This is a genomic window from Burkholderia sp. ABCPW 111, from assembly GCF_000773065.1.
Classification (GTDB): domain Bacteria; phylum Pseudomonadota; class Gammaproteobacteria; order Burkholderiales; family Burkholderiaceae; genus Burkholderia; species Burkholderia savannae.
Genome location: NZ_JPWT01000001.1, coordinates 344,192 through 370,077, shown reverse-complemented (window position 1 = coordinate 370,077; position 25,886 = coordinate 344,192). Strand labels below are relative to the sequence as shown.

The window sequence follows — 25,886 nt, the reverse complement described above, 5'->3', positions numbered from 1 at the left end:
CGATCAAGGTCATCAAGCGCAGGGCCTACGGGTACCGTGACGAGGAGTACTTCTTCCTCAAGATCCGCGCCGCGTTCCCCGGAATTCCGCGATGAACCTATTTTTTTGGGTGGTCGGGCGTGAATGCGCGAAAGCCCGCTCGTGTCGATTCGCGTATGCTGAGCCCTTTGTCACGCAGCAAAGGAGATCTGCATGTCCGAAGTCGCCGTCGTCGCGTTCATCGTCGCCAAGCCGGGCGCGGAAGCAAAACTGTTGGAGCAGCTCGAGGGAATCGTCGGGCCGACGCGCAACGAAGAGGGCGCGCTGCAATACGATCTGCACCGCGATCTCCATGAGCCGCGCCGTTTCATCTTCATCGAGCGTTGGGCCAGCGAGGCGGCGCTCGCCGCCCATGCGCGTTCCGCTCACATCGACGCGTACAAGCGCGCGGCGGCGGACTGGATCGAGAGTTCGGAAATTCGCGTCGCGTCGAAGATCGCGTAGCGAAGAGGGCGGGCCGCGCGTCGCGCGGCCCGATGGGCGCATCGGCGATCAGTGCGATGCGTTCGGGACGTCGAGAATCAGGATGATCGTCCAGTCGGCGTCGCCGTCATGGTGGTATTGCCGCTCAGCGACGATGAACGGCTGCTGCTTGCCCTGCGGACCGAGGAAAAGCACGTCGCCTTCCGTCGGCAGGCATTCGATCGGCGGCAGCGCGAGGAACGCGTCGTCGGAGCCGCGCGGCATCAGTTGCTTGATCTTGCGCGTCGCGGCTTCGGTCCATTCGATGTCGAGTTGGATGTTGCTCATTCAGTCCTCCGCACCGGAGTGCGCACGGTTGGAAAAGTGCGGTACGCGACTTTAGCATAATGCGTTACGCGCTCATTGGGGCGCGCCAATGAAAAAGCCGAACCCGGCATGCCGGATTCGGCTTTCGCGCAAGCGGGGCGTGCCGTGCTTATTGGCCGGCGTCGCTCGCGGGAGCCGCCTTGGCGGCTTTCTTCGCGCCCTTATGAGCCTTCTTCGCGTGATGCTTGTGCTGCTCGTGCATCGGTTTCGCCTCGGCGGCCGGCTCGGCTGCCTGCTGTTGTTGCAGCGCTTGTGCGCGTTGCTCGATTTCTGCAATCTTTGCCGGATCGGTGATCGTCCTGATTTCCGTGCTCTCTTGCGCATGCGCTGCGCCAGCCAGAGCCGACATCGATACCAGGATAGCCATGGTCATCTTCTTCATTGCTTACCTCCGCTAAGTGGTGATGGACCCGAGTGTTGCCGATTTGTCTGGCGTCTGCAATCGAGTGAGGCGAGTTTATCAAAAGTGACGGATCAGTGCATTCGATTGCGTCATGGCGCCTGGTGGCGTGGATCGGGCGCAACAGTGCGGCAACCCGTCATCGCCGCGCCATTCGCGTGCGCAGAATGGGGGGCTGGCGGCAATGGAGCCGTGACGATCGGGCGCGCCGAATGTGCGCCGAATGTCGCATGCGCCGCTAGAACCAGCCGAGACGGCGATACACGTGGAACTGCGCGACACCGACGATTTCGTGCAGCGCCTGCTCCGCGTTGACGAGGTTGGCCGCGCGCGGCAGCCAGCCGAGCTGCGCGTTCCTGCGATTCGCGTAGACAGGCTGCGGCACGATCCCGAATCGGCCGAAATCGAGCAGCGCGCGTTTCATCTGATATGACGAAGTGACGAGAATCAGATCATCGTAATGTTGGGCGCGTAATATGGGAGCAGTGAAACGCGCGTTCTCGTAGGTCGTGTGGCTGCGCTTCTCGCGGATCAGGTCGCCGTTCGCGACGCCGCGCGCGAGCAGATAGGGCGCATACGTGTCCGCTTCCGTGACGCCGCGCACCTGCGGATCGCCGCCCGACACGACGACCGTGCAGCGCGTCGCTGTTCGTTGGCATGCCGAATAAAGTTCGGCTGTCTTGTCGATGCGGGCGAGCGCGTCGCGCGGCGGCAACGCGATGCCGTCGCGGCGCTTGATGCCCGAGCCGAGCATCACGATTGCCGTTTCGCCCGTCATCGCCGGATGCGCGACCGGTCGCACGCCCGATTCGGCGAGCGCGATGAGCGGTGCGGCGAGCCAGCCCGAAGCGATCGACCATAGGAGCAAGATGCCGATCGCGAGTATCGCGGAGGCCCCGCGGCGTTTGCGGCAGAGCAGAAAAACGACGAAGAGAATTCCAAATGAAATAAACAGAATCAATTTGATTGCGGTAAGGTAGTTCTTTGGGAAACGATTGGCGATCTGTCCCTGCTTTACGCGAACGAAGCATCGGGGAACGGGTCGGAAGAAGTGGAGGGATTATAAGGACCCCTCTTGAGCTGCGTGGCGGTGCCGGCGGGCGAGGAGTCCGCTTGGCGGAGCCGCTCTGCAATGTCGCCGCACTTTAAGAAAGAATCGAGATGGCCACGTATTCCAACGAAGCAGTGCTCGACGCGCTGAGGCGCGTCCAGTACCGTCAGGTTCCGTGGGCGAGGCGTCCGGGTGTGTTCGAATACCTGCGTGCGCTCGGCTTGATGGATACGGTTCGGCAGAAGACTGTCGCGCCCGCGCCCGGTTTCCACGCGCCCGTCGATATCGCCGTTCTGACGGACAATGGTCGAGCCGAATTCGCACGGCTCGAGCGAGACGAGAGGCAGCCCGACTGGGAGGCGCGCCGGATCGAAGATTACGCGCTCAGCGAAGCGAGCGCCGTGTCGATTCTCGAGAGTCGCTTGTAGCGCCGGCTTCGCGCTGCATTTTCCGCACGAAAAAAAGCCCGTATCGCGAGGATACGGGCGGTACCGGGTACATTGCTGCTGCCACGCTGCTGTGCTCATGGCAACGATCAGACTCGGCGCGCGCCGCGCAGTTCCCGGGGGTGCGGATTTTTCCCGTTGTCGCTTCAGGGGTGGTTCGTATAACTCGGCGGACGTTGCGCGTCGTTGCGCGCGCGCGCGTTGCTGGCGATGTCGCCGCGCAGATCGCCGCGCGGCACGTTTGGCCGTGCGCCGCGCGCGGCCGCGCCCGCTTGCGTGCGGGCGGCTTGTTCTCGCTGTCCGTGCTGCTTCGGAGAAAATTGATCGGCGCGCGAAGGAGCGGCGAGCGCCAGCGAAACGACAATGCCGCATGCCGTGAGAAGTGACATGGGTTTCATCGTTGGGAGCTCCCTTTCAAGCCGTCGAACGGCTCGTTCGTATACCGCTACGTTATGCGGGGGAGCGAAGGCGCGCTGTAAATATTAGTAAATAGATGTATCGCCGGATCGCATCGTCAGGAGTCCGTGCGAACGGGTGGCCATGCGCCGCGGCGGGCGCCAAAAATGATTCTGGGCGGCCGATGCCGCCCAGAAATCGAATTCATGCCATCTTGACGGGAGCGCGCCAGGATTCCGGATTGGTCCAGAACGCGCCGCGCAGTCGGTCGCGGCTCGGCGGGGCGGGCGGCTTCACCGCGCTTGCGCCGATGCGTCCGCGCAACGAAATCTGGCGGCCGCTGGAGCCGAGGCGCTTCACCACTTCGGCGAGCGTGCCGTCGGCCTGCCATTCGTCGAAGCGTCGACGGCAAGTCGGCGGCGACGGATAGCGGCCGGGGAGCTTCGACCAGCCTTCGCCCGTCGACAGCACCCAAAGAACGGCGTTCACCACCGAGCGGGCTTCCACGCGGGGACGACCACGGCGTTCACTGCGTGCGGGCTCGGAGCAGAACAGTCCCTCGACCAGCGCCCATTCGTTGTCTCTCAAATCGTCGAACAGCATCATGTCCTCACCTCAGCGAAGCTAACTCCGGTGCGCCGCCCTGCGCTGCGCACTCAATGAGCACTCGATTCAACGAGTGCCGGGTGAAGGCGTCGGCTTCATGGAGCGGCGGATGTTGCGCGATCCGCCGCGAGAAGTTCGAAAGCCCGCAGCCCTGTGCGCCTGCTAACGCAGGAAGCGTGCCACGTTGGCGACGACCGCCCCAAAGCCGCCTGGCAGCGAGCTGACAGCCGCGTCAGCTAGGGGCGTATAAGACGCCAAAATGGCCGTCGAGCAAATAAGGACAATCACCAATCTTGTGCAGTCTGGCCCGTGAGACGTGCGTTTCGGCCGTGTGCTGCACCGCACCGACACACGGCACGGGATCGCGCGGGCACAATACAATTGCGCATTGATGCGTTCGATTGATGAGGGAATCCCATGAATATCACGCTGAGGCAATTGCGCGTGTTCATTGAAGTGGCGCGGCTCAAGAGCTTCAGCCGGGCGGGCGACGAAATCGGCCTCACGCAATCGGCCGTGAGCCGCTCGGTGCGCGAGCTGGAGGGCGAGATCGGGCTCAAGCTGATCGACCGGACGACGCGCGACGTGCAACTAACCGACGTCGGCACGAATCTGATTGCGAGCGTGTCGCGCCTGCTCGGCGACCTCGACGACACGTTGCGCGAAATCCGCGAGATCGGCGAACAGCGTCGCGGGCGCGTGATCGTCGCGGCCAGCCCGACGATCGCGTGCCGGCTGATGCCGCGCGTCGTCGCCGCGTGCGAGCGGCGCTTTCCGTTCGTCGCGCTTGGCCTGCGCGACGACGTGCAGAGCGACGTGCTGCGCAAGGTGAAATCGGGCGAGGTCGATTTCGGCGTCGTGATCGGGCCGCTCGCGACGAGCGATCTGATCAACGAACCCTTGATGACCGACTCGTTCTGCCTGGTCGCGCGCGCCGATCACCCGCTCGCCGCGCGCGAGCGGGTGCCATGGACGGCGCTCGCGGGCGAGCGGCTGGTGCTGCTCGACTATGCGTCGGGCAGCCGGCCGCTGATCGACGCGGCGCTCGCGACTCACCGGGTCGCGGCGGCCGTCGTGCAGGAGCTCGGGCATTCGGCCACGGTGTTCGGCCTCATCGAGGCGGGCGTCGGCGTGAGCGTGCTGCCGTGGCTGTCGTTGCCGCTGCCGGCCGGCTCGTCGCTCGTCGCGCGGCCTCTGACGCCGCGTGCGGAGCGCACCGTCGAGCTCGTGCGGCGGCGCGACCGCTCGCTGTCTCCGGCGGCGGATGCGGTCTGGGGGCTCGTCAAGGAGATGCCGGCGCGCGTCGAGGATCTGAACTGAGGGCGCGGCCGCGCGGGCCGGTTCGATGCGTGCCGGCGCGCGGCGGCGCGGCGCTTTTCGTGGCGTTCGGGGCGGAGCGGATCGTCGTTCGAATGGGCGGGCGCGCCGATTGCGAATGCGGCGGGACGCGCGGCCGCGGTCTTTTTTCCGGCCGGCGACGGGACAAAAGATATGTCTTTTGGCGTACGTTCTTTGTCTTTACGCACTGGGTAATTTTGCGTAAGATGGCGCTCAGTCACGCGGTTCCAACGTGGTTCCGCGCTGTTCCGTCCGGTTTGGGTTGGGCTTGACAGTAGGTTCGCCGCCCCCGGTTCGTGCTCCCATCAATATGACCGATCAGAATCGGGCGAGCGCGTCTTCCGTTCCTTTCGTCTGTTCGATTGATCCGGTTCGTTTGACCACAGGGTCTGACCTAGCTGCATGAATACCCAAGAGGCGAAAATCGTCCTCGAGACTGCTTTGATCTGCGCGCAGGAACCGCTGAAGCTCGGCGATTTGCGCAAGCTCTTTGCCGACGGCGTGTCGGCGGACACAGTCCGAACACTGCTCGAAGATCTGAAACGGGAATGGACGGGGCGCGGCGTCGAACTCGTCGCGCTCGCGTCGGGTTGGCGCTTTCAAAGCACGCCCGCGATGCGCACGTACCTCGACCGGCTGCATCCGGAGAAGCCGCCCAAGTACTCGCGGGCCGTACTGGAAACGCTCGCGATCATCGCGTACCGGCAACCGGTGACGCGTGGCGACATCGAGGAAATCCGCGGCGTCACCGTGAACACGCAAGTCGTCAAGCAGCTCGAGGATCGCGGCTGGATCGAGGTGATCGGCCATCGCGACGTGCCGGGCCGCCCGGCGCTCTACGCGACGACGAAGCAGTTTCTCGACGACCTCGGCCTGAAGGCGCTCGACGATCTGCCGGCGCTCGAGGAGCCGGCCGCGCACCTGGAGGCGAGCCTCCTCGCGCAGCAGGCGATCGACTTTCCCGAGGATGCGCGCGCCGACGGCGACGCGATTGCGGACGTGTCGGTGGCCGATGTCGGTGAGGCGGGCGCGTCGGCGGCGGGAGCGGACGAGGCCGGCGGCGAAGCGGCGCCGGCGGCGCACGTATCCGTTGCGTCGTCCGACGGCGCGGATGGCGTGGATGGCTCGACGGCAAGGATTGCCGATCCGGCTGATAATGACGAGCGGGCCGGTGCTGAAGCGAGCGTCGAGGCGACGTGCGTCGCGAGCGAGGCCGAGGCGTCACGCGTCGCGGGCGGCGACGCGTCCGAGCAGGCTGCCGGCCATGCCGACGGCCGAATCGAGTCCGGCGAAGTCGTCGCCGATCCGGCGTCGGCGGACGATGAGGACGCAGCTGCGGCGCGTGATCGCAAGGCGGCGCGCGGCGATGCGCAGGATTCAGCGGACGCCGCCACGGCGCCGCATGCCGAGGCGGCCGAGCGCGCCGTCGCGGCGGACGGCGAGCCCGTCGAATCGCCCGTGCCGGCGAACGAATACGCACACGCCGTCGCGCGGTCGGACGCAGTTCCGGCCGGCGCGGCGAACGCAGCAACCCGCGAGGCGGCCGCCGACCCGGCGGCCAACCGAGCGACGAAGGGAGACCAACGCGCGATCGGCGGCATCCCGCACGATGCCGAGCCGGTCCCGGCGCACACGGAGGAGGCGTTGGACGACACGTCCGACAGCCTCGCCGACGCCGTGCGCAGTGCAAGCGAGGCGGCCCCCGAGCGCGAGTTGCAGGACGACGACGAAGCGCCTGCGAAGCGTCGCGCCTGAGGCGCGCGACCGTACCTTAGCCGTGCCCGCGACGGGCGCGAGACCTGACATTTTGAGGTTGTTTTGACTGATACCCACGACATCGATTCGTCCGAATCCGCGCATGCCGTCGCGACGGCGCACGCCGACGGCGCACCCGAGCAGTCCGCTCAGGACGCGGGCGGCGAAGAGCGCCCGCGCCGCGGTCTGCGGCGCGGGCCGCGCAGCCTGATCGCGCGCCGCCGCGCGGCCGCGAAGTCGAAGAGCGCCGACGCCACGGAGGGCGGCGAAGCCGCCGCCGCGGCGACGGACGCCGGCGCCGCAGCCGCGAAGGCGCCGGCGCGCGCGCCGCGCAGCAAGGAAGCGGCGGCAAAGGCGCCGCGCAAGCCGGCGGCCGGCAAGCGCGAGGGCGAGGGCGCGGCGGCACGGCAGGGCCCGGCGAAGCGCGGCGCCGCATCGGCTGCGGCTGTCGCGGCATCCGCCGACGCCGGCCAGGACGATCTGTTCGCCTACGTGATTTCGCCCGCGTTCGACGCCGACAACAATGCGTCGGGCGGCGGCGTGCGTGCGCCGATGCTGCGCCGGGGCCGCCAGAACCAGCCGAAGCGCGTGCTGTCGCCGGACGACGACGCGCCGAAGCTGCACAAGGTGCTCGCCGAGGCCGGGATGGGTTCGCGCCGCGAGATGGAGGAATTGATCATCGCCGGCCGCGTGTCGGTGAACGGCGAGCCGGCGCACATCGGGCAGCGGATCATGCCGACCGATCAGGTCCGGATCAACGGCAAGCCGGTCAAGCGCAAGCTGCCGAACAAGCCGCCGCGCGTGTTGCTGTATCACAAGCCGGCGGGCGAGATCGTGAGCCACGCGGACCCGGAGGGGCGCCCGTCGGTGTTCGACCGGCTGCCGCCGATGAAGACCGCGAAATGGCTCGCGGTCGGCCGCCTCGACTTCAACACCGAAGGCCTGCTGATGCTGACGACGTCGGGCGATCTCGCCAACCGTTTCATGCATCCGCGCTACAGCGTCGAGCGCGAGTATGCGGTGCGTGTCGTCGGCGAGCTGTCCGAGGCGTCGCGCCAGAAGCTACTGCACGGCGTCGAGCTCGACGACGGCCCGGCGAACTTCCTGCGCATCCGCGACGGCGGCGGGGAAGGCACGAATCATTGGTATCACGTCGCGCTCGCCGAAGGGCGCAACCGTGAAGTGCGTCGGATGTTCGAGGCGGTCGGCCTGATGGTGAGCCGCCTGATCCGCACGCGCCACGGCCCGATCCCGCTGCCGCGCGGGCTGAAGCGCGGCCGCTGGGAGGAGCTCGACGAAGCGCAGGTGCGCCGCCTGATGACGACGGTCGGCCTGAAGGCGCCGGCCGAGGAGAAGGGCGGCAAGCGCGGCGGCGCGGCGGAGCGCCGCCAGCCCGACCCGATGCAGACGTCGATGGGCTTCATCAATCGCGAGCCCGTGCTGACGACTCACGGCCAGCTCGATCAGCCGCGTCGCGGTCGGCGCGGCACGGCGGGTGGCGGCTTCAACGCGGGCCTCGGCGGCTACGCCGGCCTGCCGGGCTACGGCGGCGGCAGCGGCAGCGGTGGTGGCGCGCGCCAGGGCGGTCGCGACGTCGACGGCAATCGCGCGTCCTACGGCACGGGCGGCAACAAGCCGCGCGGCGGCGCCGGCAAGGGCGGCCGCAACCCGAACGGCAATCGCGCGGCTGAAGGCGGTGGCCCTCGCGGCGGCCAGCGCACGCCGCAGCGCAATCGTTCGCGCGGCCGCTGATCGTCCGAATCGGCATTCGCAACCGCGCTCGCGCGTTGCGAATGCCCCGCGAAATCGCCGTTTCGGGCCGATTTCGCGGGCCCAAGCTTTGCGTTCGGGCCAAAAATCGCTATAATCGCCAAGTCGCTGGGCGTACGGATTCGATGTGTAGCTCAGGTGCGACCACCGGTAACAAGATGGGCGTTGCGCCCATTTTTTTTTGCCGAAACGGTTGGGCATCTCGGGTAGCGCTTCCTGCGCCGGCTAAGGCGCGCGTTCAGCGGGTGAATCGCGAGGGGCGGGCGCGGACACCTGAGAGGACACTGTGCAACTGACGGAACTGATAGAAACTACGGTCACGGGGCTCGGCTACGAGCTCGTCGATCTCGAGCGCACCGGGCGCGGCATGGTCTGCGTCTACATCGATCAGCCCGCCGGCATCACGATCGACGATTGCGAGAAGGTCACGCGTCAGCTCCAGCACGTATTGACGGTCGAAAACATCGATTACGAACGGCTCGAGGTCTCGTCACCGGGGCTCGACCGGCCGTTGAAGAAGCTGGCTGACTTCACGCGTTTCGCGGGCAGCGAGGCCGTCATCACCTTGAAAAAGCCGCTGGACGGGCGCAAGACGTACCGGGGCATTCTGCACGCGCCGAACGGCGAGACGATCGGTTTGGAATTTGAGAGGAAGAAGGGCGAGGCGGCCATGCTGGATTTCACGCTGGCAGACATCGACAAAGCCCGCCTGATTCCGCACGTTGACTTTAGGAGCCGCAAACAATGAGTCGCGAAGTGTTGATGTTGGTGGATGCGCTGGCGCGTGAGAAGAACGTCGACAAGGACGTCGTGCTGGGCGCGCTCGAAGCGGCCCTCGCATCGGCTTCCAAGAAGCTGTTCGACGAAGGCGCCGAGATCCGCGTACATATCGATCGCGAGAGCGGCGAACACGAGACGTTCCGTCGCTGGCTCGTCGTGCCCGACGAAGCCGGCCTGCAAGAGCCGGATCGAGAGATCCTGCTGTTCGAGGCGCGCGAGCAGAAGCCCGACATCGAGATCGGCGACTACATCGAGGAACCGGTGCCTTCGATCGAGTTCGGCCGCATCGGCGCGCAGGCCGCGAAGCAGGTGATCCTGCAGAAGGTCCGCGACGCGGAGCGCGAACAGATCCTGAACGACTACCTCGAGCGCGGCGAGAAGATCATGACGGGCACGGTGAAGCGCCTCGACAAGGGCAACTTCATCGTCGAATCGGGCCGCGTCGAGGCGCTTCTGCGCCGCGACCAGCTGATTCCGAAGGAAAACCTGCGCGTCGGCGACCGCGTGCGCGCGTACATCGCGAAAGTCGACCGCACCGCGCGCGGCCCGCAGATCGAGCTGTCGCGCACCGCGCCCGAATTCCTGATGAAGCTCTTCGAGATGGAAGTGCCGGAAATCGAGCAGGGCCTGCTCGAGATCAAGGCGGCCGCCCGCGATCCGGGCGTGCGGGCGAAGATCGGCGTCGTCGCGTACGACAAGCGGATCGATCCGATCGGCACGTGCGTCGGCATCCGCGGCTCGCGTGTGCAGGCCGTGCGCAACGAGCTCGGTGGCGAAAACATCGACATCGTGCTATGGTCGGAGGATCCCGCCCAGTTCGTGATCGGCGCGCTCGCGCCGGCGGCCGTCCAGTCGATCGTCGTCGATGAAGAAAAGCATTCGATGGACGTCGTCGTCGATGAGAACGAGCTGGCCGTCGCGATTGGCCGCAGCGGCCAGAACGTTCGTCTTGCCGGCGAGCTGACAGGCTGGCAGATCAACATCATGACGCCGGACGAATCCGCCCAGAAGCAGAACGAAGAGCGCGACACGCTGCGCGGCCTCTTCATGGCGCGCCTCGACGTCGACGAGGAAGTCGCGGACATCCTGATCGACGAAGGTTTCACGAGCCTCGAAGAGATCGCTTACGTGCCGCTCAACGAAATGCTCGAGATCGAGGCGTTCGACGAGGATACCGTCCACGAGCTGCGCAACCGCGCGCGCGACGCGCTGCTCACGATGGCGATCGCCAACGAGGAGAAGGTCGAGACGGCCGCCCTCGATCTGAAGAGCCTCGACGGCGTGACGCCCGAACTGCTCGCGAAGCTGGCCGAGCATGGCGTGCAGACGCGCGACGATCTCGCGGAGCTCGCCGTCGACGAGCTGGTCGACATGACCGGTACTGACGAGGAAGCCGCGAAGGCGCTGATCATGAAGGCGCGCGAACACTGGTTCCAGTGAGAAATGACCATGGCGCAATGATTTGCTGGCGGCCGGAAGGCCTGACCCGATGCTAACCGCAAGGAATCGGTCCTTGCACTAAGAGGAATGAATGGCGAGTAACAACGTAGCCCAATTTGCCGCGGAACTGAAAATGCCTGCTGGTGTGCTGCTCGAACAGCTGCAGGCGGCGGGCGTCCAGAAAGCGAGCGAGGACGATGCGCTGTCGGAGACGGACAAGGCGCGTCTGCTCGATCATTTGCGCAAGTCGCACGGCGCGACCGATGGCGACAAGCGCAAGATCACGCTGACTCGCCGGCACACGTCGGAGATCAAGCAGGCCGACGCGACGGGTAAGGCTCGCACCATTCAGGTCGAGGTGCGCAAGAAGCGCACGTTCGTCAAGCGCGACGACGTGAGCGAGACGGGCGCCGACCAGGCACAGGCGCAGGCCGACGAGCAGGCGGAAGCCGAGCTGAAGCGCCGCGAGGAAGAGGCGCGCCGCGAAGCCGAGCTGCTCGAGAAGCAGGCTCAGGAACTGCGCGAGCGTCAGGAGCGCCTCGAGCGCGAGGAAGCCGAGCGCCGTGCGCGCGAAGAGGCGGCTGAAGCCGAGCGTCGCCGTGCGGAAGACGAAGCCGCGGCGAAGCACGCGGCGGCTGCCGCGCAGGCCGAAGCAGTGCAGCAGGCCGAGGCCGCGGCCGCCCGCGAGGAAGCGCAGCGTGCGCAAGCCGGGCAGACGACTCAGGACGAAGCGCGCGCGGCCGCCGAGCGCGCCGCGCAACGCGAAGCGGCGAAGAAGGCCGAGGACGCCGCGCGCGAAGCGGCCGACAAGGCGCGCGCCGAGCAGGAAGAGATCCGCAAGCGCCGCGAAGCCGCGGAGGCGGAAGCGCGCGCGATCCGCGAAATGATGAACACTCCGCGCCGCGCGCAGGTGAAGGCGGTCGAGCCGCCGAAGCCCGCGGAGCCGCCGGCTGCGAAGGCGGCCGAGGCGAAGGGCACGCTGCACAAGCCGGCGAAGCCCGCCGGCGCGGCGGCTGCGGCTCGCCCCGCGGCGAAGAAGCCGGCAAGCGGCACGGCGGCGCCCGCCGCCGCCGCGCCCGCGGGCGACCGCAACAAGAAGCCGGGCACCGGCAAGAGCGGCTGGCAGGACGACGCAGCGAAGCGCCGCGGGATCAAGACGCGCGGCGATTCGAGCGGCGGCGTCGATCGCGGCTGGCGCGGCGGCCCGAAGGGGCGCGGCAAGCATCAGGACAACGCGTCGTCGTTCCAGGCGCCGACCGAGCCGATCGTGCGTGAAGTGCATGTGCCGGAGACCATCTCGGTGGCCGATCTCGCGCACAAGATGGCAATCAAGGCGTCGGAAGTCATCAAGGTGATGATGAAGATGGGCCAGATGGTCACGATCAACCAGGTGCTGGACCAGGAAACGGCGATGATCGTCGTCGAGGAACTGGGCCACCGCGCGGTTGCCGCGAAGCTGGACGATCCGGAAGCGCTGCTCGTCGAAGGCGAAACGGGCACCGACGCGGAGCAACTGCCGCGTCCGCCGGTCGTCACGGTGATGGGCCACGTCGACCACGGCAAGACGTCGCTGCTCGACTACATCCGTCGCGCGAAGGTCGCGGCGGGCGAAGCGGGCGGCATCACGCAGCACATCGGCGCATATCACGTCGAAACGCCGCGCGGCGTCGTCACGTTCCTCGATACGCCGGGTCACGAGGCGTTCACGGCGATGCGTGCGCGCGGCGCGAAGGCAACCGACATCGTCGTTCTGGTGGTCGCGGCCGACGACGGCGTGATGCCGCAGACGAAGGAAGCGATCTCGCACGCGAAGGCGGGCGGGGTGCCGATCGTCGTCGCGATCAACAAGATCGACAAGCCGGAAGCGAACCCCGATCGCGTGAAGCAGGAGCTCGTCGCGGAAGGCGTCGTGCCGGAAGAGTACGGCGGCGATTCGCCGTTCGTGCCGGTGTCGGCGAAGACGGGTTCGGGCATCGACGATCTGCTCGAGAACGTGCTGCTGCAAGCGGAAGTGCTCGAGCTGACGGCGCCCGTCGAGGCGCCGGCGAAGGGCATCGTGATCGAAGCGAAGCTCGACAAGGGCAAGGGCCCGGTCGCGACGGTGCTCGTGCAATCCGGCACGCTCAACCGCGGCGACGTCGTGCTCGCCGGGACGGCCTACGGCCGCGTGCGCGCGATGCTCGACGAGAACGGCAAGCCGACGAAGGAAGCCGGCCCGTCGATTCCGGTCGAGATCCAGGGCCTGTCCGAAGTGCCGGGCGCGGGCGAGGAAGTCATCGTGCTGCCGGACGAGCGCAAGGCGCGCGAAATCGCGCTGTTCCGTCAAGGCAAGTTCCGCGATGTCAAGCTCGCGAAGCAGCAGGCGGCGAAGCTCGAAAGCATGCTCGAGCAGATGGGCGAGGGCGAAGTGCAGAACCTGCCGCTCATCATCAAGGCGGACGTGCAGGGCTCGCAGGAAGCGCTCGTGCAGTCGCTGCTCAAGCTGTCGACCGACGAAGTGCGGGTGCAGATCGTGCACAGCGCGGTGGGCGGCATCAGCGAGAGCGACGTCAACCTCGCGACCGCGTCGAAGGCCGTCATCATCGGCTTCAATACGCGTGCGGACGCCCAGGCTCGCAAGCTCGCCGAGGCGAACGGCATCGACATCCGTTACTACAACATCATCTACGACGCAGTGGATGAGGTGAAGGCGGCGATGTCGGGCATGCTCGCGCCGGAGAAGCGCGAAGTCGTGACGGGCATGGTCGAGGTGCGCCAGGTGTTCAAGGTGCCGAAGGTCGGCGCGGTCGCCGGCTGTATGGTCACGGACGGCGTTGTCAAGCGCACGTCGTCGGTGCGCGTGCTGCGCAACAACGTGGTGATCTTCACGGGCGAGCTCGATTCGCTCAAGCGCTTCAAGGACGACGTGAAGGAAGTGAAGCAAGGCTTCGAATGCGGTATGTCGCTCAAGAACTTCAACGATATCGTCGAAGGCGATCAGTTCGAAGTGTTCGAGGTCACGGAAGTCGCGCGTACGCTGTAACGCAGGCGTGACGGCTTGAATGGGCGGGTCGGGCTTGGGCCCGTCCCGCCCATTTTCATGAACGGCGCCGCGCGGCGCGCCGATCAACCGGATGACGGATTAATCATGTCGAAAAAACGCAGTTCTCCCAATCGCAACGTGCAGATCGCCGATCAGATCCAGCGCGATCTGTCGGAGCTCATCATGCGCGAGGTCAAGGACCCGCGCATCGGGATCGTGACGATCCAGTCGGTCGAGCTCACGCCCGATTACGCGCATGCCAAAGTCTATTTCACCGCGCTCACGGGCAATCCGGCGGACACGCAGGAGGCGCTCAACCACGCGGCCGGCCATCTGCACAATCTGCTTTTCAAGCGCCTGCACATTCATACGGTGCCGACGCTGCATTTCCATTACGACCAGACGATCGAGAAGGCCGTCGCGATGTCGCGCCTCATCGACGAGGCGAACGCGACGCGCGCGAAGGACGAATGAACACCGCACGAGCCACTGCGCGCCGACCATGACGACTGTTTCGCCACGCCCCCGGATTCCGCGTCGCGCGCTCGACGGCGTGCTGCTGCTCGACAAGCCGGTCGGACTCTCGAGCAACGACGCGCTGATGCGCGCGAAGCGCCTGTACCTCGCGAAGAAGGCGGGCCACACGGGCACGCTCGATCCGCTCGCGTCGGGGCTGTTGCCGCTTTGCTTCGGCGAAGCGACGAAGTTCTCGCAGGATCTGCTCGACGCCGACAAGACCTATGAGGCGACGATGCGTCTCGGCGTGCGCACGACGACGGGCGACGCCGAAGGCGACGTGCTCGACACGCGCGACGTGACCTGCGACGAAGCCGCGGTCGTCGCGGCGCTCGCGCGCTTCGTCGGCGACATCGTGCAGGTGCCGCCGATGTACTCGGCGCTCAAGCGCGACGGCAAGCCGCTTTACGAATACGCGCGCGCCGGCCAGACGGTCGAGCGCGAAGGGCGCGCGGTGACGATCCGCTCGCTCGAGTGCCTGTCCTGCGCGCTGCCCGACGTCACGTTTCGCGTGACGTGCAGCAAGGGCACGTACGTGCGCACGCTTGCCGAGGATATCGGCGAAGCGCTCGGCTGCGGCGCGCATCTGACGATGCTGCGGCGCACGGGCGTCGGTTCGCTGTCGCTCGAGCATGCGGTGACGCTCGATGCGCTCGATGCCGCGACGCAGGACGAGCGCGATGCGCGGCTTGCGCCCGTCGATGCGCTGCTGTCGACGTTCCCGCTCGTGAAGCTCGACGCGGCGCTCGCGAAGCGCTTCCTGCACGGCCAGCGCCTGAAGCTTGCCGAACTCGCGGCGCAGCCCGATGCGGACGAAGGCGCACGCGTGCGCGTCTATGACGGCGACGGCCGGCTGCTCGGCGTCGCGCGGGCGGCGGAGGGCGTGCTCGCGCCTGAGCGGCTTGTCGTGACGGGCTCGTAGGCGCGCGCACGCGCGGGCGGCTCGTATGCGCGGGCCGCGCGGAGAGCGGAATCCGCGTTGCGGGGCGCTCGCATTCGGCGGCGGCGTATCAGTCGCCGTGCGAGCCCGCCAATGGAGGCGGATTCTGTAAGACGCCAACGCAACGATCCCAGCGCGGATCGCATTTGCATCGCCAGATACGAAAACGCCCGGCTCGAAAGCCGGGCGTTTTGCTTCGCACGCGCGAACGGCGCGGGACGCCGCTCAGTGCGCGGCCGACGCCGCCGCGCTCGAATCGCCGCCGCCCGCGCGCTCGGGCTTCGTGATCCAGATGAGCGCGATGAGCAGCACGAAGATCGCGGCCGAGATGTAGAACAGATCGTTCACGCCCAGTTGCGCGGCCTGCTGCGTCGCGATGTTGTTGATGAGCCCGTGCGCCTGGTCGCGCGTGAGCCCGAGCTGCCCCATCTGCGTGACCGCCTGGTTGAAGGTCGGGTTGTACGGGTTCGCCTGCTCGACGAGCTGCGCGTGGTGGAAGTTGTTCCGATGATCCCACGCGGTCTGGAAGATCGACGTCCCGATGCCGCCGCACATGATCCGCACGAAGTTCGACAGGCCCGACGCCGCCGGAATCCGGTGGCCGGGCAGGCCGGACAGCGTGATCGACACGAGCGGGATGAAGAAGCCCGCCATCGCGATCCCTTGCACGAAGGTCGGCGCCATCAGCGACCACTCGTCGACGCCCGTCGTGTAGCGCGAGCGCATCCAGAAGCACAGCGCGAACGTGAGGAACGCGGCCGTCGCGATGTAGCGCGGGTCGGTGCGCGACAGGAACTTGCCCGTGAGCGGCGACAGCAGGATCGCGAAGAAGCCGACGGGCGCCATCACGAGCCCGGCGTCCGTCGCCGTGTAGCCGATCTGCGTCTGCAGCCACAGCGGCAGCAGCACGAGGTTGCCGAAATAGAGCCCGTAGCCGACCGACAGCGCGATCGTGCCGCCCGAGAAATTGCGCATCCGGAACAGCGACAAGTCGACGACCGGATGCTCGGCCGTCAGTTCCCACACGACGAAGAACGCGAATGCGATGAGCGCGGTGAGCGCGAGCACGACGATCGTCGTCGACGCGAACCAGTCGAGATCTTTGCCCTTGTCGAGCATGATCTGCAGCGAGCCGACCCAGATCACGAGCAGCGCGAGCCCGACGCCGTCGATCGGCGCGCGGCGGACCGCCGATTCGCGGCTGCGATAGATCATCCACGTGACGGCCGCGGCGGCGATGCCGACCGGAATGTTCACGTAGAAGATCCACGGCCACGAGTAATTGTCCGAGATCCAGCCGCCGAGAATCGGGCCGGCCACGGGCGCGATCAGCGTCGTCATCGACCAAAGCGCGAGCGCCATCGGCGCTTTCGCGCGCGGATAGCTCGACAGCAGCAGCGCTTGCGACAGCGGGATCATCGGCCCGGCTACCGCGCCCTGCAGCACGCGCGACGCGAGCAGAAACGGCAGCGTCGGCGCGAGGCCGCACAACCACGACGAGATCACGAACAGGATGATCGACGCGAGGAAGAGGCGCACCTGGCCGATACGCTCGGTGAGCCAGCCCGTGAGCGGCACCGAGATCGCGTTCGCGACCGCGAACGACGTGATGACCCAGGTGCCCTGGTCGGACGACACGCCGAGGTCGCCCGAGATCGTCGGGATCGCGACGTTGGCGATCGACGTGTCGAGCACGTTCATGAACACGGCAAGCGATACCGCGATCGTGCCGAGTATGAGCTGTCCGCCCTTGAGCGGAGGAAGAGGAGCGTGGGGCTGTGCCATGCTTCGTGGTCCGGCCGAGGGGCGCTTACATCAGGTTCGACGTGCGGCCGACGGCCTTCGCGGCCGGCGCCGGCGTGGCCGAGACGGCCGACGTGCCGCCGCCCGCATTCGTCGCGATGATGCGCGCGATCTCGGCGTTCGCTTCGTCGCCGTACTTCGCGAACACGTCGGTTTCGTACACGGTGTTCTGCACGTTGCCGAGCTGGTTGCCGCTTTCGTTCTTGATGTCGACGTCGACCTGCATCGACAGGCCGATCCGCAGCGGATGATCCTTCAGCTCCTTCGGATCGAGCTCGACGCGCACGGGCAGGCGCTGGACGACCTTGATCCAGTTGCCCGTCGCGTTTTGCGCGGGCAGCAGCGAGAACGCGGCGCCCGTGCCGGCCGAGAAGCCGACCACCTTGCCGTGATACTGCACCGACGAGCCGTAGATGTCGGCCGTCAGCTCGACCGGCTGGCCGATCCGCATGTGCTTCAACTGCACTTCCTTGAAGTTCGCGTCGACCCACACCGCGTTGAGCGGCACGACCGACATCAGCGGCGTGCCCGGCGACACGCGCTGGCCGACCTGCACGGAGCGCTTCGCGACGTAGCCCGTGACGGGCGCGGGCAGCGTGTTGCGCGCGTTGTTCAGATACGCGTCGCGAACCTTCGCGGCGGCGGCGAGCACGTTCGGGTGATCGGCGATCGTCGTGTTCGCGGTGAGCGCGCGATTCGACGCGAGCTGCTGCTCGGCGGCGTCGAGCGACGCCTGCGCGGCCTTCACCGCGTCGCGCGCGTGCGAGATCTCTTCCTGCGACACGGCGCCCGTCTGCGCGACGGCGAGCCGGCGACGCAGGTCATCCTGCGCCTTCGACAGATCCGACTGGCGCAGCGAGACCTGGGCGCGGTATTGGTCGTCGTTCACGTAGAGGCCGCGCACCTGGCGCACCGTTTGCGCGAGGTTCGCCTCGGCCTGCTGCAGCGCGACTTGCGAATCGGCCGGATCGAGCACGACGAGCGGGTCGCCCGCCTTCACGGTTTGCGTGTCGTCCGCCTTCACCGCGATCACGGTGCCCGTCACCTGCGGCGTGATCTGCACGACGTTGCCGTTCACGTACGCGTCGTCGGTGGTTTCGTGGAAGCGCGCGACGAGCACGTAATAAAGGCCGTACGCGATCGCGGCGATCGCGATCACCGCGACGAGCAGCGTCATCATTCGCTTGCGCTTGCCGTTGCTCTGCGGCTGCGCGGGCGCTGCGTTTTGTTGAGGGTCGCTCATGGCGAGTTTCTCCGTCTTCTATCTAAAGCGATTAAAGCGATGGTTCGGGTGTGATCCGGGAATTCAGTTCGACGCGTGCTGCGCGGAGGCGGCGCTCGCCGATGCGGGCGCGGGCGCGGCGAGCCGCGTGCCCGTCGCGTCGAAGCCGCCGCCGAGCGCTTTCACGAGGCCGATCTGCATGTCGCGCCGGCGCATCTTCAGGTTCGTCACCGTCTGCTCGGCGGCGAGCCGGCTGCTGTCCGCGTTCAGCACCTGCAACTGCGGCGACAGGCCCGCCTTGTAGCGGATCACGGCGAGCTCGTACGCGCGCGTCGACGCGTCGAGCGCGCGCTGCGCGTCGCTCATTTGCGTGTCGATCGAGCGGATCGACGCGACTTGCGTCGCGACGTCGTTGAACGCGCCGATCAGCGTCTGGTTGTAGTTCGCCACCGACAGGTCGAAGTCCGCATAGCGGCCCTTCAACTGCGCGCGCAGCGCGCCGCCGTCGAATATCGGCAGGTGGATCGCCGGGCCGAACTGCGCCTGGCGGCTCGCGAAGTTCAGGAATTTGCCCCAGCCGAAGGCGTCGAAGCCGAAGCCCGCGGCGAGGTTGATGTCCGGATAGAACTCCGCCTTCGCTTCCTTCACGTCGTGCATCGCCGCCTCGACCTGCCAGCGCGCGGCGACGATGTCCGGGCGGCGCGACACGAGATCGGCGGGCAGGTTGTCCGGCAGCGCGACCGCGCCGCCCGGGCTCAGCACCGGCTGCGCGATCTGCAGCCCGCGGTCCGGGCCCTTGCCGAGCAGCGCGGCGAGCTGATAGCGGAGGTTCGTGATCTGGCCGTCGAGATCGGACAGCGTTTGCTGGCTCGTCGCGACGTTGCCGCGCGCGGTCTGGCGCTCGACGTTGGTGTCGAGGCCCGCGCCGACGCGATCGTCGGTGATCTTGCCGACCGTCTGCCGGTTCGAGATCTCGCGCTCGGCGATGTCGCGCAGCGCGTACAGCTGCGCGAGCTGGTTGTAGGCGCGCGCGACCGACGTCGCGAGCGTCACGCGCGCCTGCTGCATGTCGGCCTCGGCGGCCTTTTCCTGCGACACGGCCGCATGCAGGCGCGCGCGGTTCTTGCCCCACAGGTCGAGCTCCCACGACGCGCTCGCGAGCGCGTTGTTCTCGCTGTACCACTGGCCGCCGAACGGCGGCGGGAAGAGAGCGTTGCCCGAGTACAGCTCGCGGGTCCACGAATACTTGGCGTCCGCCTGCGGCAGGAGCGTCGAGCGCGACGTCTCGATGTACGACGAGGCCTTCGCGATTCGCGCCTGCGCCTGCGCGATCGTCGGATTGCCTTCGAGCGCCTCGTCGATCAGCTTCGGCAGTTGCGGATCGCCGAACTGGTTCGCCCAGTCGAGCGACGGCCACTGGCCGCCTTGCGCAGGCAGGCTCTGCGCGCTTTCGAACTGCGTCGCGGGGGCGAGCGCCTTGTCGCTCTTGATGCCGAAATAGTTCGCGCATCCCGCGAGCGCGAGCGCGGCGACCGCGACGGCCATGGCGGTCCGGCAAGCGGACAACGGGAAGGTCTTCATTGCTGGGTTTCCTGACTCGGAATCTGATTCGGCGTGAATAGTGGACACTGCAAGGATTTCCTTACATTTATCTGTCTGAATTACTTGTTGCGGCAATATTTACGACAGGGTTCCGCTCGTGCCCGGGCATTCGCCCGAATTCACGAGAATGCGGCGCAGCATGCTCTTCAGGAAGCCGACTTCCTCGGGCGTGAAGCCGTCGAGCACCTGATCGAGCACGCTGCGGAAGATGGCCGGCATGCGCTTCGTGAGCTCGCGCCCCTCGTCGGTCAGTTCGAGCCGCACGACGCGCCGGTCCTCGCTGCTGCGCACCCGCTGCAACAAGCCGCGCTTCTCGACGCGGTCGAGCAGGCGTGTGATCGCGCTCGCGTCGATGCCGTATTCGCGTGCGAGTTCGGCCGCCGTCGAGCACTTGCCGACGGCGAGCATGAACAGCATCGTCGCCTGCGTGCCGGTAATGCCGAGTTCGGTCTGCGTGCGCTGCGTGATCATGTTCGTCATCAGCGATTTCACGCGCGACATCAGGTAGCCGACGCTGTCGTTGATCTGGTACAGGGACAGATCCAGGTCGTGCTGCGAGGAAGAGGGAGCCGACATAAATTCTCTGAAGCTGCAATAGTTGACTAGGCATCAGTATAGGCGCGATTTAGTTGCTGCGGCAAATGTTAATTGAAGCGCGATTTGGTTGCAGGACTGCAAAAATGGCCCTGACGCGAGTGGGTTCATCGGCATCCGGGCAACCGCGCGCGCGGTTGCCCGGATGCCGCGTCGCAACGGACGGCTCAGTCCGCGACATCTTGACGTGCTATAATTTGTGGCTTTCCAAGCTGCAAGTCGCGCGCGCATCGGGCAACGGTGCGCGCGCGTTTGCGCGTTCCATCCGTTTTCAGGTTTCTATGACCCGCGCCCTTCGCAACATCGCCATCATCGCCCACGTCGACCACGGCAAGACGACGCTCGTCGACCAACTGCTCCGCCAGTCCGGCACCTTCCGCGAGAACCAGCAGGTCGCAGAACGGGTGATGGATTCGAACGACATCGAAAAAGAGCGCGGGATCACGATTCTCGCGAAGAACTGCGCGGTCGAATACGAAGGCACGCACATCAACATCGTCGACACGCCGGGGCACGCGGACTTCGGCGGCGAAGTGGAGCGCGTGCTGTCGATGGTCGACTCGGTGCTGCTGCTCGTCGACGCGGTCGAGGGCCCGATGCCGCAGACGCGCTTCGTCACGAAGAAGGCGCTCGCGCTCGGCCTGAAGCCGATCGTCGTCATCAACAAGATCGACCGTCCGGGCGCGCGCATCGACTGGGTGATCAACCAGACGTTCGACCTGTTCGACAAGCTCGGCGCGACCGAAGAGCAGCTCGACTTCCCGATCGTCTACGCGTCGGGCCTGAACGGCTACGCGTCGCTCGACCCGGCCGCGCGCGAAGGCGACATGCGCCCGCTGTTCGAAGCGATCCTCCAGCACGTGCCGGTGCGCCCGGCCGACCCGGAGGCGCCGCTGCAACTGCAGATCACGTCGCTCGACTATTCGACGTACGTCGGCCGGATCGGCGTCGGCCGCATCACGCGCGGCCGCATCAAGCCGGGCCAGCCGGTCGTGATGCGCTTCGGCCCGGAAGGCGAGGTGCTGAACCGCAAGATCAATCAGGTGCTCTCGTTCCAGGGCCTCGAGCGCGTGCAGGTCGAGGCGGCCGAGGCGGGCGACATCGTCCTCATCAACGGGATCGAGGACGTCGGCATCGGCGCGACGATTTGTGCGGTCGACGCGCCCGAAGCGTTGCCGATGATCACCGTCGACGAGCCGACGCTGACGATGAACTTCCTCGTCAATTCGTCGCCGCTCGCGGGCCGCGAAGGCAAGTTCGTGACGAGCCGCCAGATCCGCGACCGCCTGATGAAGGAGCTGAACCACAACGTCGCGCTGCGCGTGAAGGACACGGGCGACGAAACGGTGTTCGAGGTGTCGGGCCGCGGCGAGCTGCACCTGACGATTCTCGTCGAGAACATGCGCCGCGAAGGCTATGAGCTCGCGGTGTCGCGTCCGCGCGTCGTGATGCAGGAAATCGACGGCGTCAAGCATGAGCCGTACGAACTCCTGACGGTCGACCTCGAGGACGAGCATCAGGGCGGCGTGATGGAGGAGCTCGGTCGCCGCAAGGGCGAGATGCTCGACATGGTGTCGGACGGCCGCGGCCGCACGCGCCTCGAATACCGGATTCCGGCGCGCGGCCTGATCGGCTTCCAGGGCGAATTCCTGACGCTCACGCGCGGCACGGGCCTGATGAGCCACATCTTCGATGCGTACGCGCCGGTCAGGGAAGGTTCGGTCGGCGAGCGCCGTAACGGCGTGCTGATCTCGCAGGACGACGGCGCGGCCGTCGCCTATGCGCTGTGGAAGCTACAGGATCGCGGCCGCATGTTCGTGAAGCCGGGCGACGCGCTCTACGAGGGCATGATCATCGGCATCCACAGCCGCGACAACGATCTCGTCGTGAACCCGATCAAGGGCAAGCAGCTGACCAACGTGCGCGCGTCGGGCACCGACGAGGCGGTGCGCCTCGTGCCGCCGATCCAGATGTCGCTCGAATACGCGGTCGAATTCATCGACGACGACGAGCTCGTCGAAGTGACGCCGCAGTCGATTCGCCTGCGCAAGCGTCACCTGAAGGAGCACGAGCGCCGCCGCGCGAGCCGCGAGGCCGAGGCCGGCTGAGCGTTCTGCGGGCGGCCCGCCCGCGCGCGTTTCGCACGGCATTCGCCGCGCATCGGAAGGCCGCCTTCGGGCGGCTTTTTCGTATCCGCGCGAAGGGGCGGGCGCGCCGTTTGTAAAACAGTGTTGCGCGGTGCCGGCGGAATCGCCGCGACCGGCGCGAAAGCCCGTCTGGACGGGCTTTCAGGGCGCTATCGCCGCGTTCGCCGCAGGGTTTTTTGTGCTATGCTGCGCGCACGCAAGTTTTAGGTCCTTCCAAGCAAGACTTGATTCGCGCAATCCGCTAAACGGTCAGGCCGTGTCGCGGAAGGTTGAGTAACCCGCTATTTCTCGAGAAGCTCGAAGAAAGGTGAGCGTCAAATGTCAGATGTAATGAAGCAGTTCCAGCTGAACTCGTATTTGTTCGGCGGCAATGCTTCGTATGTTGAAGAACTGTACGAAGCCTATTTGGATAACCCGGCGTCGGTGCCGGATAACTGGCGCGAATATTTCGACGCGCTGCAGAACGTCCCCGCAACCGACGGTTCGAACGCGAACGACGTGGCTCACAACCCGATCGTCGAGTCGTTCGCCCAGCGCGCGAAAGCCAACGCTTTCATTCCGCGCGAAAGCGGTGCCAATCTCGCCACCGCCCGCAAGCAAGTCCACGTTCAGTCTCTCATCAGCGCGTATCGCTTCCTCGGCTCGCAATGGGCCAACCTCGATCCCCTGAAGCGCCGCGAACGCCCCGCGATTCCCGAGCTGGAACCCGCGTTCTACGATTTCTCCGAAGCCGACCTTGACCAGACGTTCAGCGCGAGCAACCTGTATTTCGGGTTCGAGCAGGCGTCGCTGCGCGACATCGTCAAGGGGCTGCGCGACACGTACTGCGGCACGATCGGCGCCGAGTACATGTACATCAGCGATCCCGAGCAGAAGCGCTGGTGGCAGGAGCGCCTCGAGTCGACCCGCGCGACGCCGAACTTCTCGGCTGACGAGAAGAAGCACATCCTGAACCGCCTGACGGCCGGCGAAGGCCTCGAACGCTACCTGCACACGAAGTACGTCGGCCAGAAGCGCTTCTCGCTCGAAGGCGGCGAGAGCTTCATCGCGGCGATGGACGAAGTCGTCCAGCACGCGGGCTCGAAGGGCGTGCAGGAAATCGTCATCGGCATGGCGCACCGCGGCCGGCTGAACGTGCTCGTGAACACGCTCGGCAAGATGCCGGCGGATCTCTTCGCCGAATTCGAAGGCAAGCACGTCGACGACCTGCCGGCAGGCGACGTGAAGTACCACAAGGGCTTCTCGTCGGACATCGCGACGCAAGGCGGCCCGGTGCATCTGTCGCTCGCGTTCAACCCGTCGCACCTCGAAATCGTGAACCCGGTGGTCGAAGGTTCCGCGAAGGCGCGGATGGATCGCCGCGGCGACGCCGACGGCCTGCAAGTGCTGCCCGTGCAGATTCACGGCGACGCGGCGTTCGCCGGCCAGGGCGTCGTGATGGAAACGCTGAACCTCGCGCAGACGCGCGGCTACGGCACGCACGGCACGCTGCACATCGTCATCAACAACCAGATCGGCTTCACGACGTCGGACCCGCGCGACGCGCGCTCGACGCTGTACTGCACGGACGTCGTCAAGATGATCGAGGCGCCGGTGCTGCACGTGAACGGCGACGATCCGGAAGCGGTCGTCCTCGCGACGCAGATCGCGATCGACTACCGGATGCAGTTCCACAAGGATGTCGTGATCGACATCGTCTGCTTCCGCAAGCTCGGCCACAACGAGCAGGACACGCCGGCCGTCACGCAGCCGCTGATGTACAAGAAGATCGCGCAGCACCCGGGCACCCGCGCGCTGTACGCGGAGAAGCTCGTGCAGCAGGGCGTGATCACGGCCGAAGAAGGCGACGGCTTCGTGAAGGCGTACCGCAAGGCGATGGACGACGGCCATCACACGGTCGATCCGGTGCTGTCGAACTACAAGAGCAAGTACGCGGTCGACTGGATGCCGTTCCTGAACCGCAAGTGGACGGACGCGGCCGACACCGCGGTGCCGCTCGCCGAGTTGAAGCGCCTCGGCGAACGCATCACGACGGTGCCCGAAAACTTCAAGGTTCACCCGCTCGTCGAGCGCGTGATCAACGATCGCCGCAACATGGCGCGCGGCGATCAGCCGCTCGACTGGGGCATGGGCGAGCATCTCGCGTACGCGTCGCTCGTCGCGTCGGGCTACGCCGTTCGCCTGACGGGCCAGGACTCGGGCCGCGGCACGTTCACGCACCGTCACGCGGTGCTGCACGACCAGAACCGCGAGCGCTGGAACGACGGCACGTACGTGCCGCTGCAGAACATCTCGGAAGGCCAGGCGAAGTTCAACGTGATCGACTCGGTGCTGTCCGAAGAGGCGGTGCTCGGCTTCGAATACGGCTACTCGACCGCCGAGCCGAATACGCTCGTGCTGTGGGAAGCGCAGTTCGGCGATTTCGCGAACGGCGCGCAGGTCGTGATCGACCAGTTCATCTCGTCGGGCGAAGTGAAGTGGGGCCGCGTGTCGGGTCTCACGATGCTGCTGCCGCACGGCTATGAAGGCCAGGGGCCGGAGCACTCGTCGGCGCGCATCGAACGCTATCTGCAGCTGTGCGCGGAGCACAACATGCAGGTCGTCCAGCCGACGACGCCCGCGCAGATCTTCCACCTGCTGCGCCGCCAGATGATCCGCCTGTTCCGCAAGCCGCTCATCGTCGCGACGCCGAAGTCGCTGCTGCGCCACAAGGAAGCGGTGTCGGACCTGTCGGAGCTCGCGAAGGGTTCGTTCCAGCCGGTGCTGGGCGAAGTCGACGGCGGCATCGACGCGAAGAAGGTCAAGCGCGTGGTCGCGTGCTCGGGCCGCGTGTATTACGACCTCGTCGCGCATCGCCGCGAAGCGAAGGCGAACGACGTCGCGATCATCCGGATCGAGCAGCTGTATCCGTTCGCGCACAAGCAGTTCGAAGCGGAAATGAAGAAGTACGAGAACGCGACGGAAGTGGTCTGGGTGCAGGACGAGCCGCAAAATCAGGGGCCGTGGTTCTACGTCGAACACCACCTGAAGGAAGGCATGAAGGAAGGGCAGAAGCTCGCGTACAGCGGCCGCCCGGCTTCCGCCTCGCCGGCTGTCGGCTATTACGCGAAGCACTACGAGCAGCAGAAGGCCCTCGTCGAAGGCGCATTCGGCCGCTTGAAGAGCGCATCGATCGCGAAATAAAGAGGCGTAGCGAAGCGGGAAGGCGCGATGCGCTTTCCCGCGCGCTT

At 66.5% G+C, this 25,886-nt stretch carries 21 protein-coding genes and 1 pseudogene; 12 read left to right on the top strand and 10 right to left on the bottom strand.

Going from position 1 to position 25,886, the window contains the following annotated elements; translation table 11 throughout:
• The first annotated feature begins 192 nt into the window (after positions 1-192).
• Positions 193-483 (top strand): putative quinol monooxygenase, encoded by a 291-nt coding sequence (locus tag X946_RS01530; protein WP_038743285.1) that lies wholly within the window; start codon positions 193-195, stop codon positions 481-483.
• A 48-nt stretch (positions 484-531) separates the two neighbouring features.
• Here X946_RS01530 and X946_RS01525 read toward each other — a convergent pair whose 3' ends face one another.
• From X946_RS01525 to X946_RS01515, 3 genes are all read right to left on the bottom strand, one after another.
• The gene (locus tag X946_RS01525; RefSeq protein ID WP_038743283.1) at positions 532-789 is read right to left on the bottom strand and encodes a hypothetical protein; all 258 of its coding nucleotides are present in this window, start codon (positions 787-789) and stop codon (positions 532-534) included.
• Between the two features lie 148 nt (positions 790-937).
• Positions 938-1,210, bottom strand: a complete 273-nt coding sequence (locus X946_RS01520) for a hypothetical protein (RefSeq protein ID WP_038743282.1) — start codon at positions 1,208-1,210, stop codon at positions 938-940.
• Positions 1,211-1,466: 256 nt separating this feature from the next.
• Positions 1,467-2,189, bottom strand: a complete 723-nt coding sequence (locus tag X946_RS01515; protein ID WP_038743280.1) for a YdcF family protein — start codon at positions 2,187-2,189, stop codon at positions 1,467-1,469.
• 200 nt (positions 2,190-2,389) lie between these two features.
• On the opposite strand from X946_RS01515, the gene X946_RS01510 reads away from it, so the two are divergent.
• Complete coding sequence (locus X946_RS01510; protein WP_038743279.1) at positions 2,390-2,707, top strand: hypothetical protein; 318 nt, start codon at positions 2,390-2,392, stop codon at positions 2,705-2,707.
• Positions 2,708-2,871: 164 nt separating this feature from the next.
• On the opposite strand, the gene X946_RS35960 is transcribed toward X946_RS01510, so the two are convergent.
• Complete coding sequence (locus X946_RS35960; protein WP_038743277.1) at positions 2,872-3,123, bottom strand: hypothetical protein; 252 nt, start codon at positions 3,121-3,123, stop codon at positions 2,872-2,874.
• Between the two features lie 202 nt (positions 3,124-3,325).
• Positions 3,326-3,727 (bottom strand): transposase, encoded by a 402-nt coding sequence (locus X946_RS01500; RefSeq protein WP_038743276.1) that lies wholly within the window; start codon positions 3,725-3,727, stop codon positions 3,326-3,328.
• Positions 3,728-4,144: 417 nt separating this feature from the next.
• Between X946_RS01500 and X946_RS01495 the strand changes: the two genes are divergently transcribed.
• The 8 genes from X946_RS01495 to truB all read left to right on the top strand — a co-directional run bounded on the left by X946_RS01495 (position 4,145) and on the right by truB (position 15,270).
• Positions 4,145-5,047, top strand: coding sequence for a LysR family transcriptional regulator (locus X946_RS01495; protein ID WP_038743274.1), 903 nt, complete (start codon positions 4,145-4,147; stop codon positions 5,045-5,047).
• A gap of 420 nt (positions 5,048-5,467) precedes the next feature.
• On the top strand, positions 5,468-6,820 hold the full coding sequence (gene scpB, locus X946_RS01490; RefSeq protein WP_038743272.1) for an SMC-Scp complex subunit ScpB: 1,353 nt from the start codon (positions 5,468-5,470) through the stop codon (positions 6,818-6,820).
• 63 nt (positions 6,821-6,883) lie between these two features.
• A complete protein-coding gene (gene rluB / locus X946_RS01485) occupies positions 6,884-8,572 on the top strand; it encodes a 23S rRNA pseudouridine(2605) synthase RluB (RefSeq protein ID WP_038743270.1) in 1,689 nt (562 codons plus the stop codon).
• Between the two features lie 304 nt (positions 8,573-8,876).
• Positions 8,877-9,338, top strand: a complete 462-nt coding sequence (gene rimP / locus X946_RS01480; protein WP_004193908.1) for a ribosome maturation factor RimP — start codon at positions 8,877-8,879, stop codon at positions 9,336-9,338.
• Entirely contained in the window at positions 9,335-10,810 is a 1,476-nt protein-coding gene (nusA, locus tag X946_RS01475; protein WP_038743268.1) for a transcription termination factor NusA, read from the top strand. Before rimP ends, nusA begins: the two co-directional genes overlap by 4 nt.
• 91 nt (positions 10,811-10,901) lie before the next feature.
• On the top strand, positions 10,902-13,832 hold the full coding sequence (gene infB / locus X946_RS01470; RefSeq protein WP_038743266.1) for a translation initiation factor IF-2: 2,931 nt from the start codon (positions 10,902-10,904) through the stop codon (positions 13,830-13,832).
• A gap of 105 nt (positions 13,833-13,937) precedes the next feature.
• Positions 13,938-14,306, top strand: a complete 369-nt coding sequence (rbfA, locus tag X946_RS01465; protein WP_038743264.1) for a 30S ribosome-binding factor RbfA — start codon at positions 13,938-13,940, stop codon at positions 14,304-14,306.
• Positions 14,307-14,361: 55 nt separating this feature from the next.
• Complete coding sequence (gene truB / locus X946_RS01460) at positions 14,362-15,270, top strand: tRNA pseudouridine(55) synthase TruB (protein WP_414734368.1); 909 nt, start codon at positions 14,362-14,364, stop codon at positions 15,268-15,270.
• 243 nt (positions 15,271-15,513) lie between these two features.
• On the opposite strand, the gene X946_RS01455 is transcribed toward truB, so the two are convergent.
• From X946_RS01455 to X946_RS35955, 5 genes and pseudogenes are all read right to left on the bottom strand, one after another.
• Positions 15,514-17,073 carry a DHA2 family efflux MFS transporter permease subunit gene (locus tag X946_RS01455; RefSeq protein WP_038743260.1) on the bottom strand — a complete coding sequence of 520 codons (1,560 nt, stop codon included), beginning with the start codon at positions 17,071-17,073 and terminating at the stop codon, positions 15,514-15,516.
• A gap of 25 nt (positions 17,074-17,098) precedes the next feature.
• The gene (locus tag X946_RS01450) at positions 17,099-18,334 is read right to left on the bottom strand and encodes an HlyD family secretion protein (RefSeq protein WP_038743258.1); all 1,236 of its coding nucleotides are present in this window, start codon (positions 18,332-18,334) and stop codon (positions 17,099-17,101) included.
• 63 nt (positions 18,335-18,397) lie between these two features.
• A complete protein-coding gene (locus tag X946_RS01445) occupies positions 18,398-19,894 on the bottom strand; it encodes an efflux transporter outer membrane subunit (RefSeq protein WP_038743256.1) in 1,497 nt (498 codons plus the stop codon).
• Positions 19,895-19,993: 99 nt separating this feature from the next.
• Entirely contained in the window at positions 19,994-20,491 is a 498-nt protein-coding gene (locus X946_RS01440) for a MarR family winged helix-turn-helix transcriptional regulator (protein WP_038743254.1), read from the bottom strand.
• Positions 20,492-20,699: 208 nt separating this feature from the next.
• Positions 20,700-20,838: pseudogene (locus X946_RS35955) on the bottom strand (pyridoxal-dependent decarboxylase).
• Here X946_RS35955 and typA point away from each other — a divergent pair.
• Together typA and X946_RS01430 are read left to right on the top strand one after the other, a co-directional pair.
• Positions 20,791-22,617 carry a translational GTPase TypA gene (gene typA / locus X946_RS01435; protein ID WP_038743252.1) on the top strand — a complete coding sequence of 609 codons (1,827 nt, stop codon included), beginning with the start codon at positions 20,791-20,793 and terminating at the stop codon, positions 22,615-22,617. The pseudogene X946_RS35955 and the gene typA sit on opposite strands and share 48 nt — an antisense overlap.
• Before the next feature lie 357 nt (positions 22,618-22,974).
• Positions 22,975-25,839: a 2-oxoglutarate dehydrogenase E1 component gene (locus X946_RS01430; RefSeq protein ID WP_038743250.1), complete on the top strand. Its 2,865-nt coding sequence runs from the start codon at positions 22,975-22,977 to the stop codon at positions 25,837-25,839.
• The last annotated feature ends 47 nt before the right edge of the window (positions 25,840-25,886 follow it).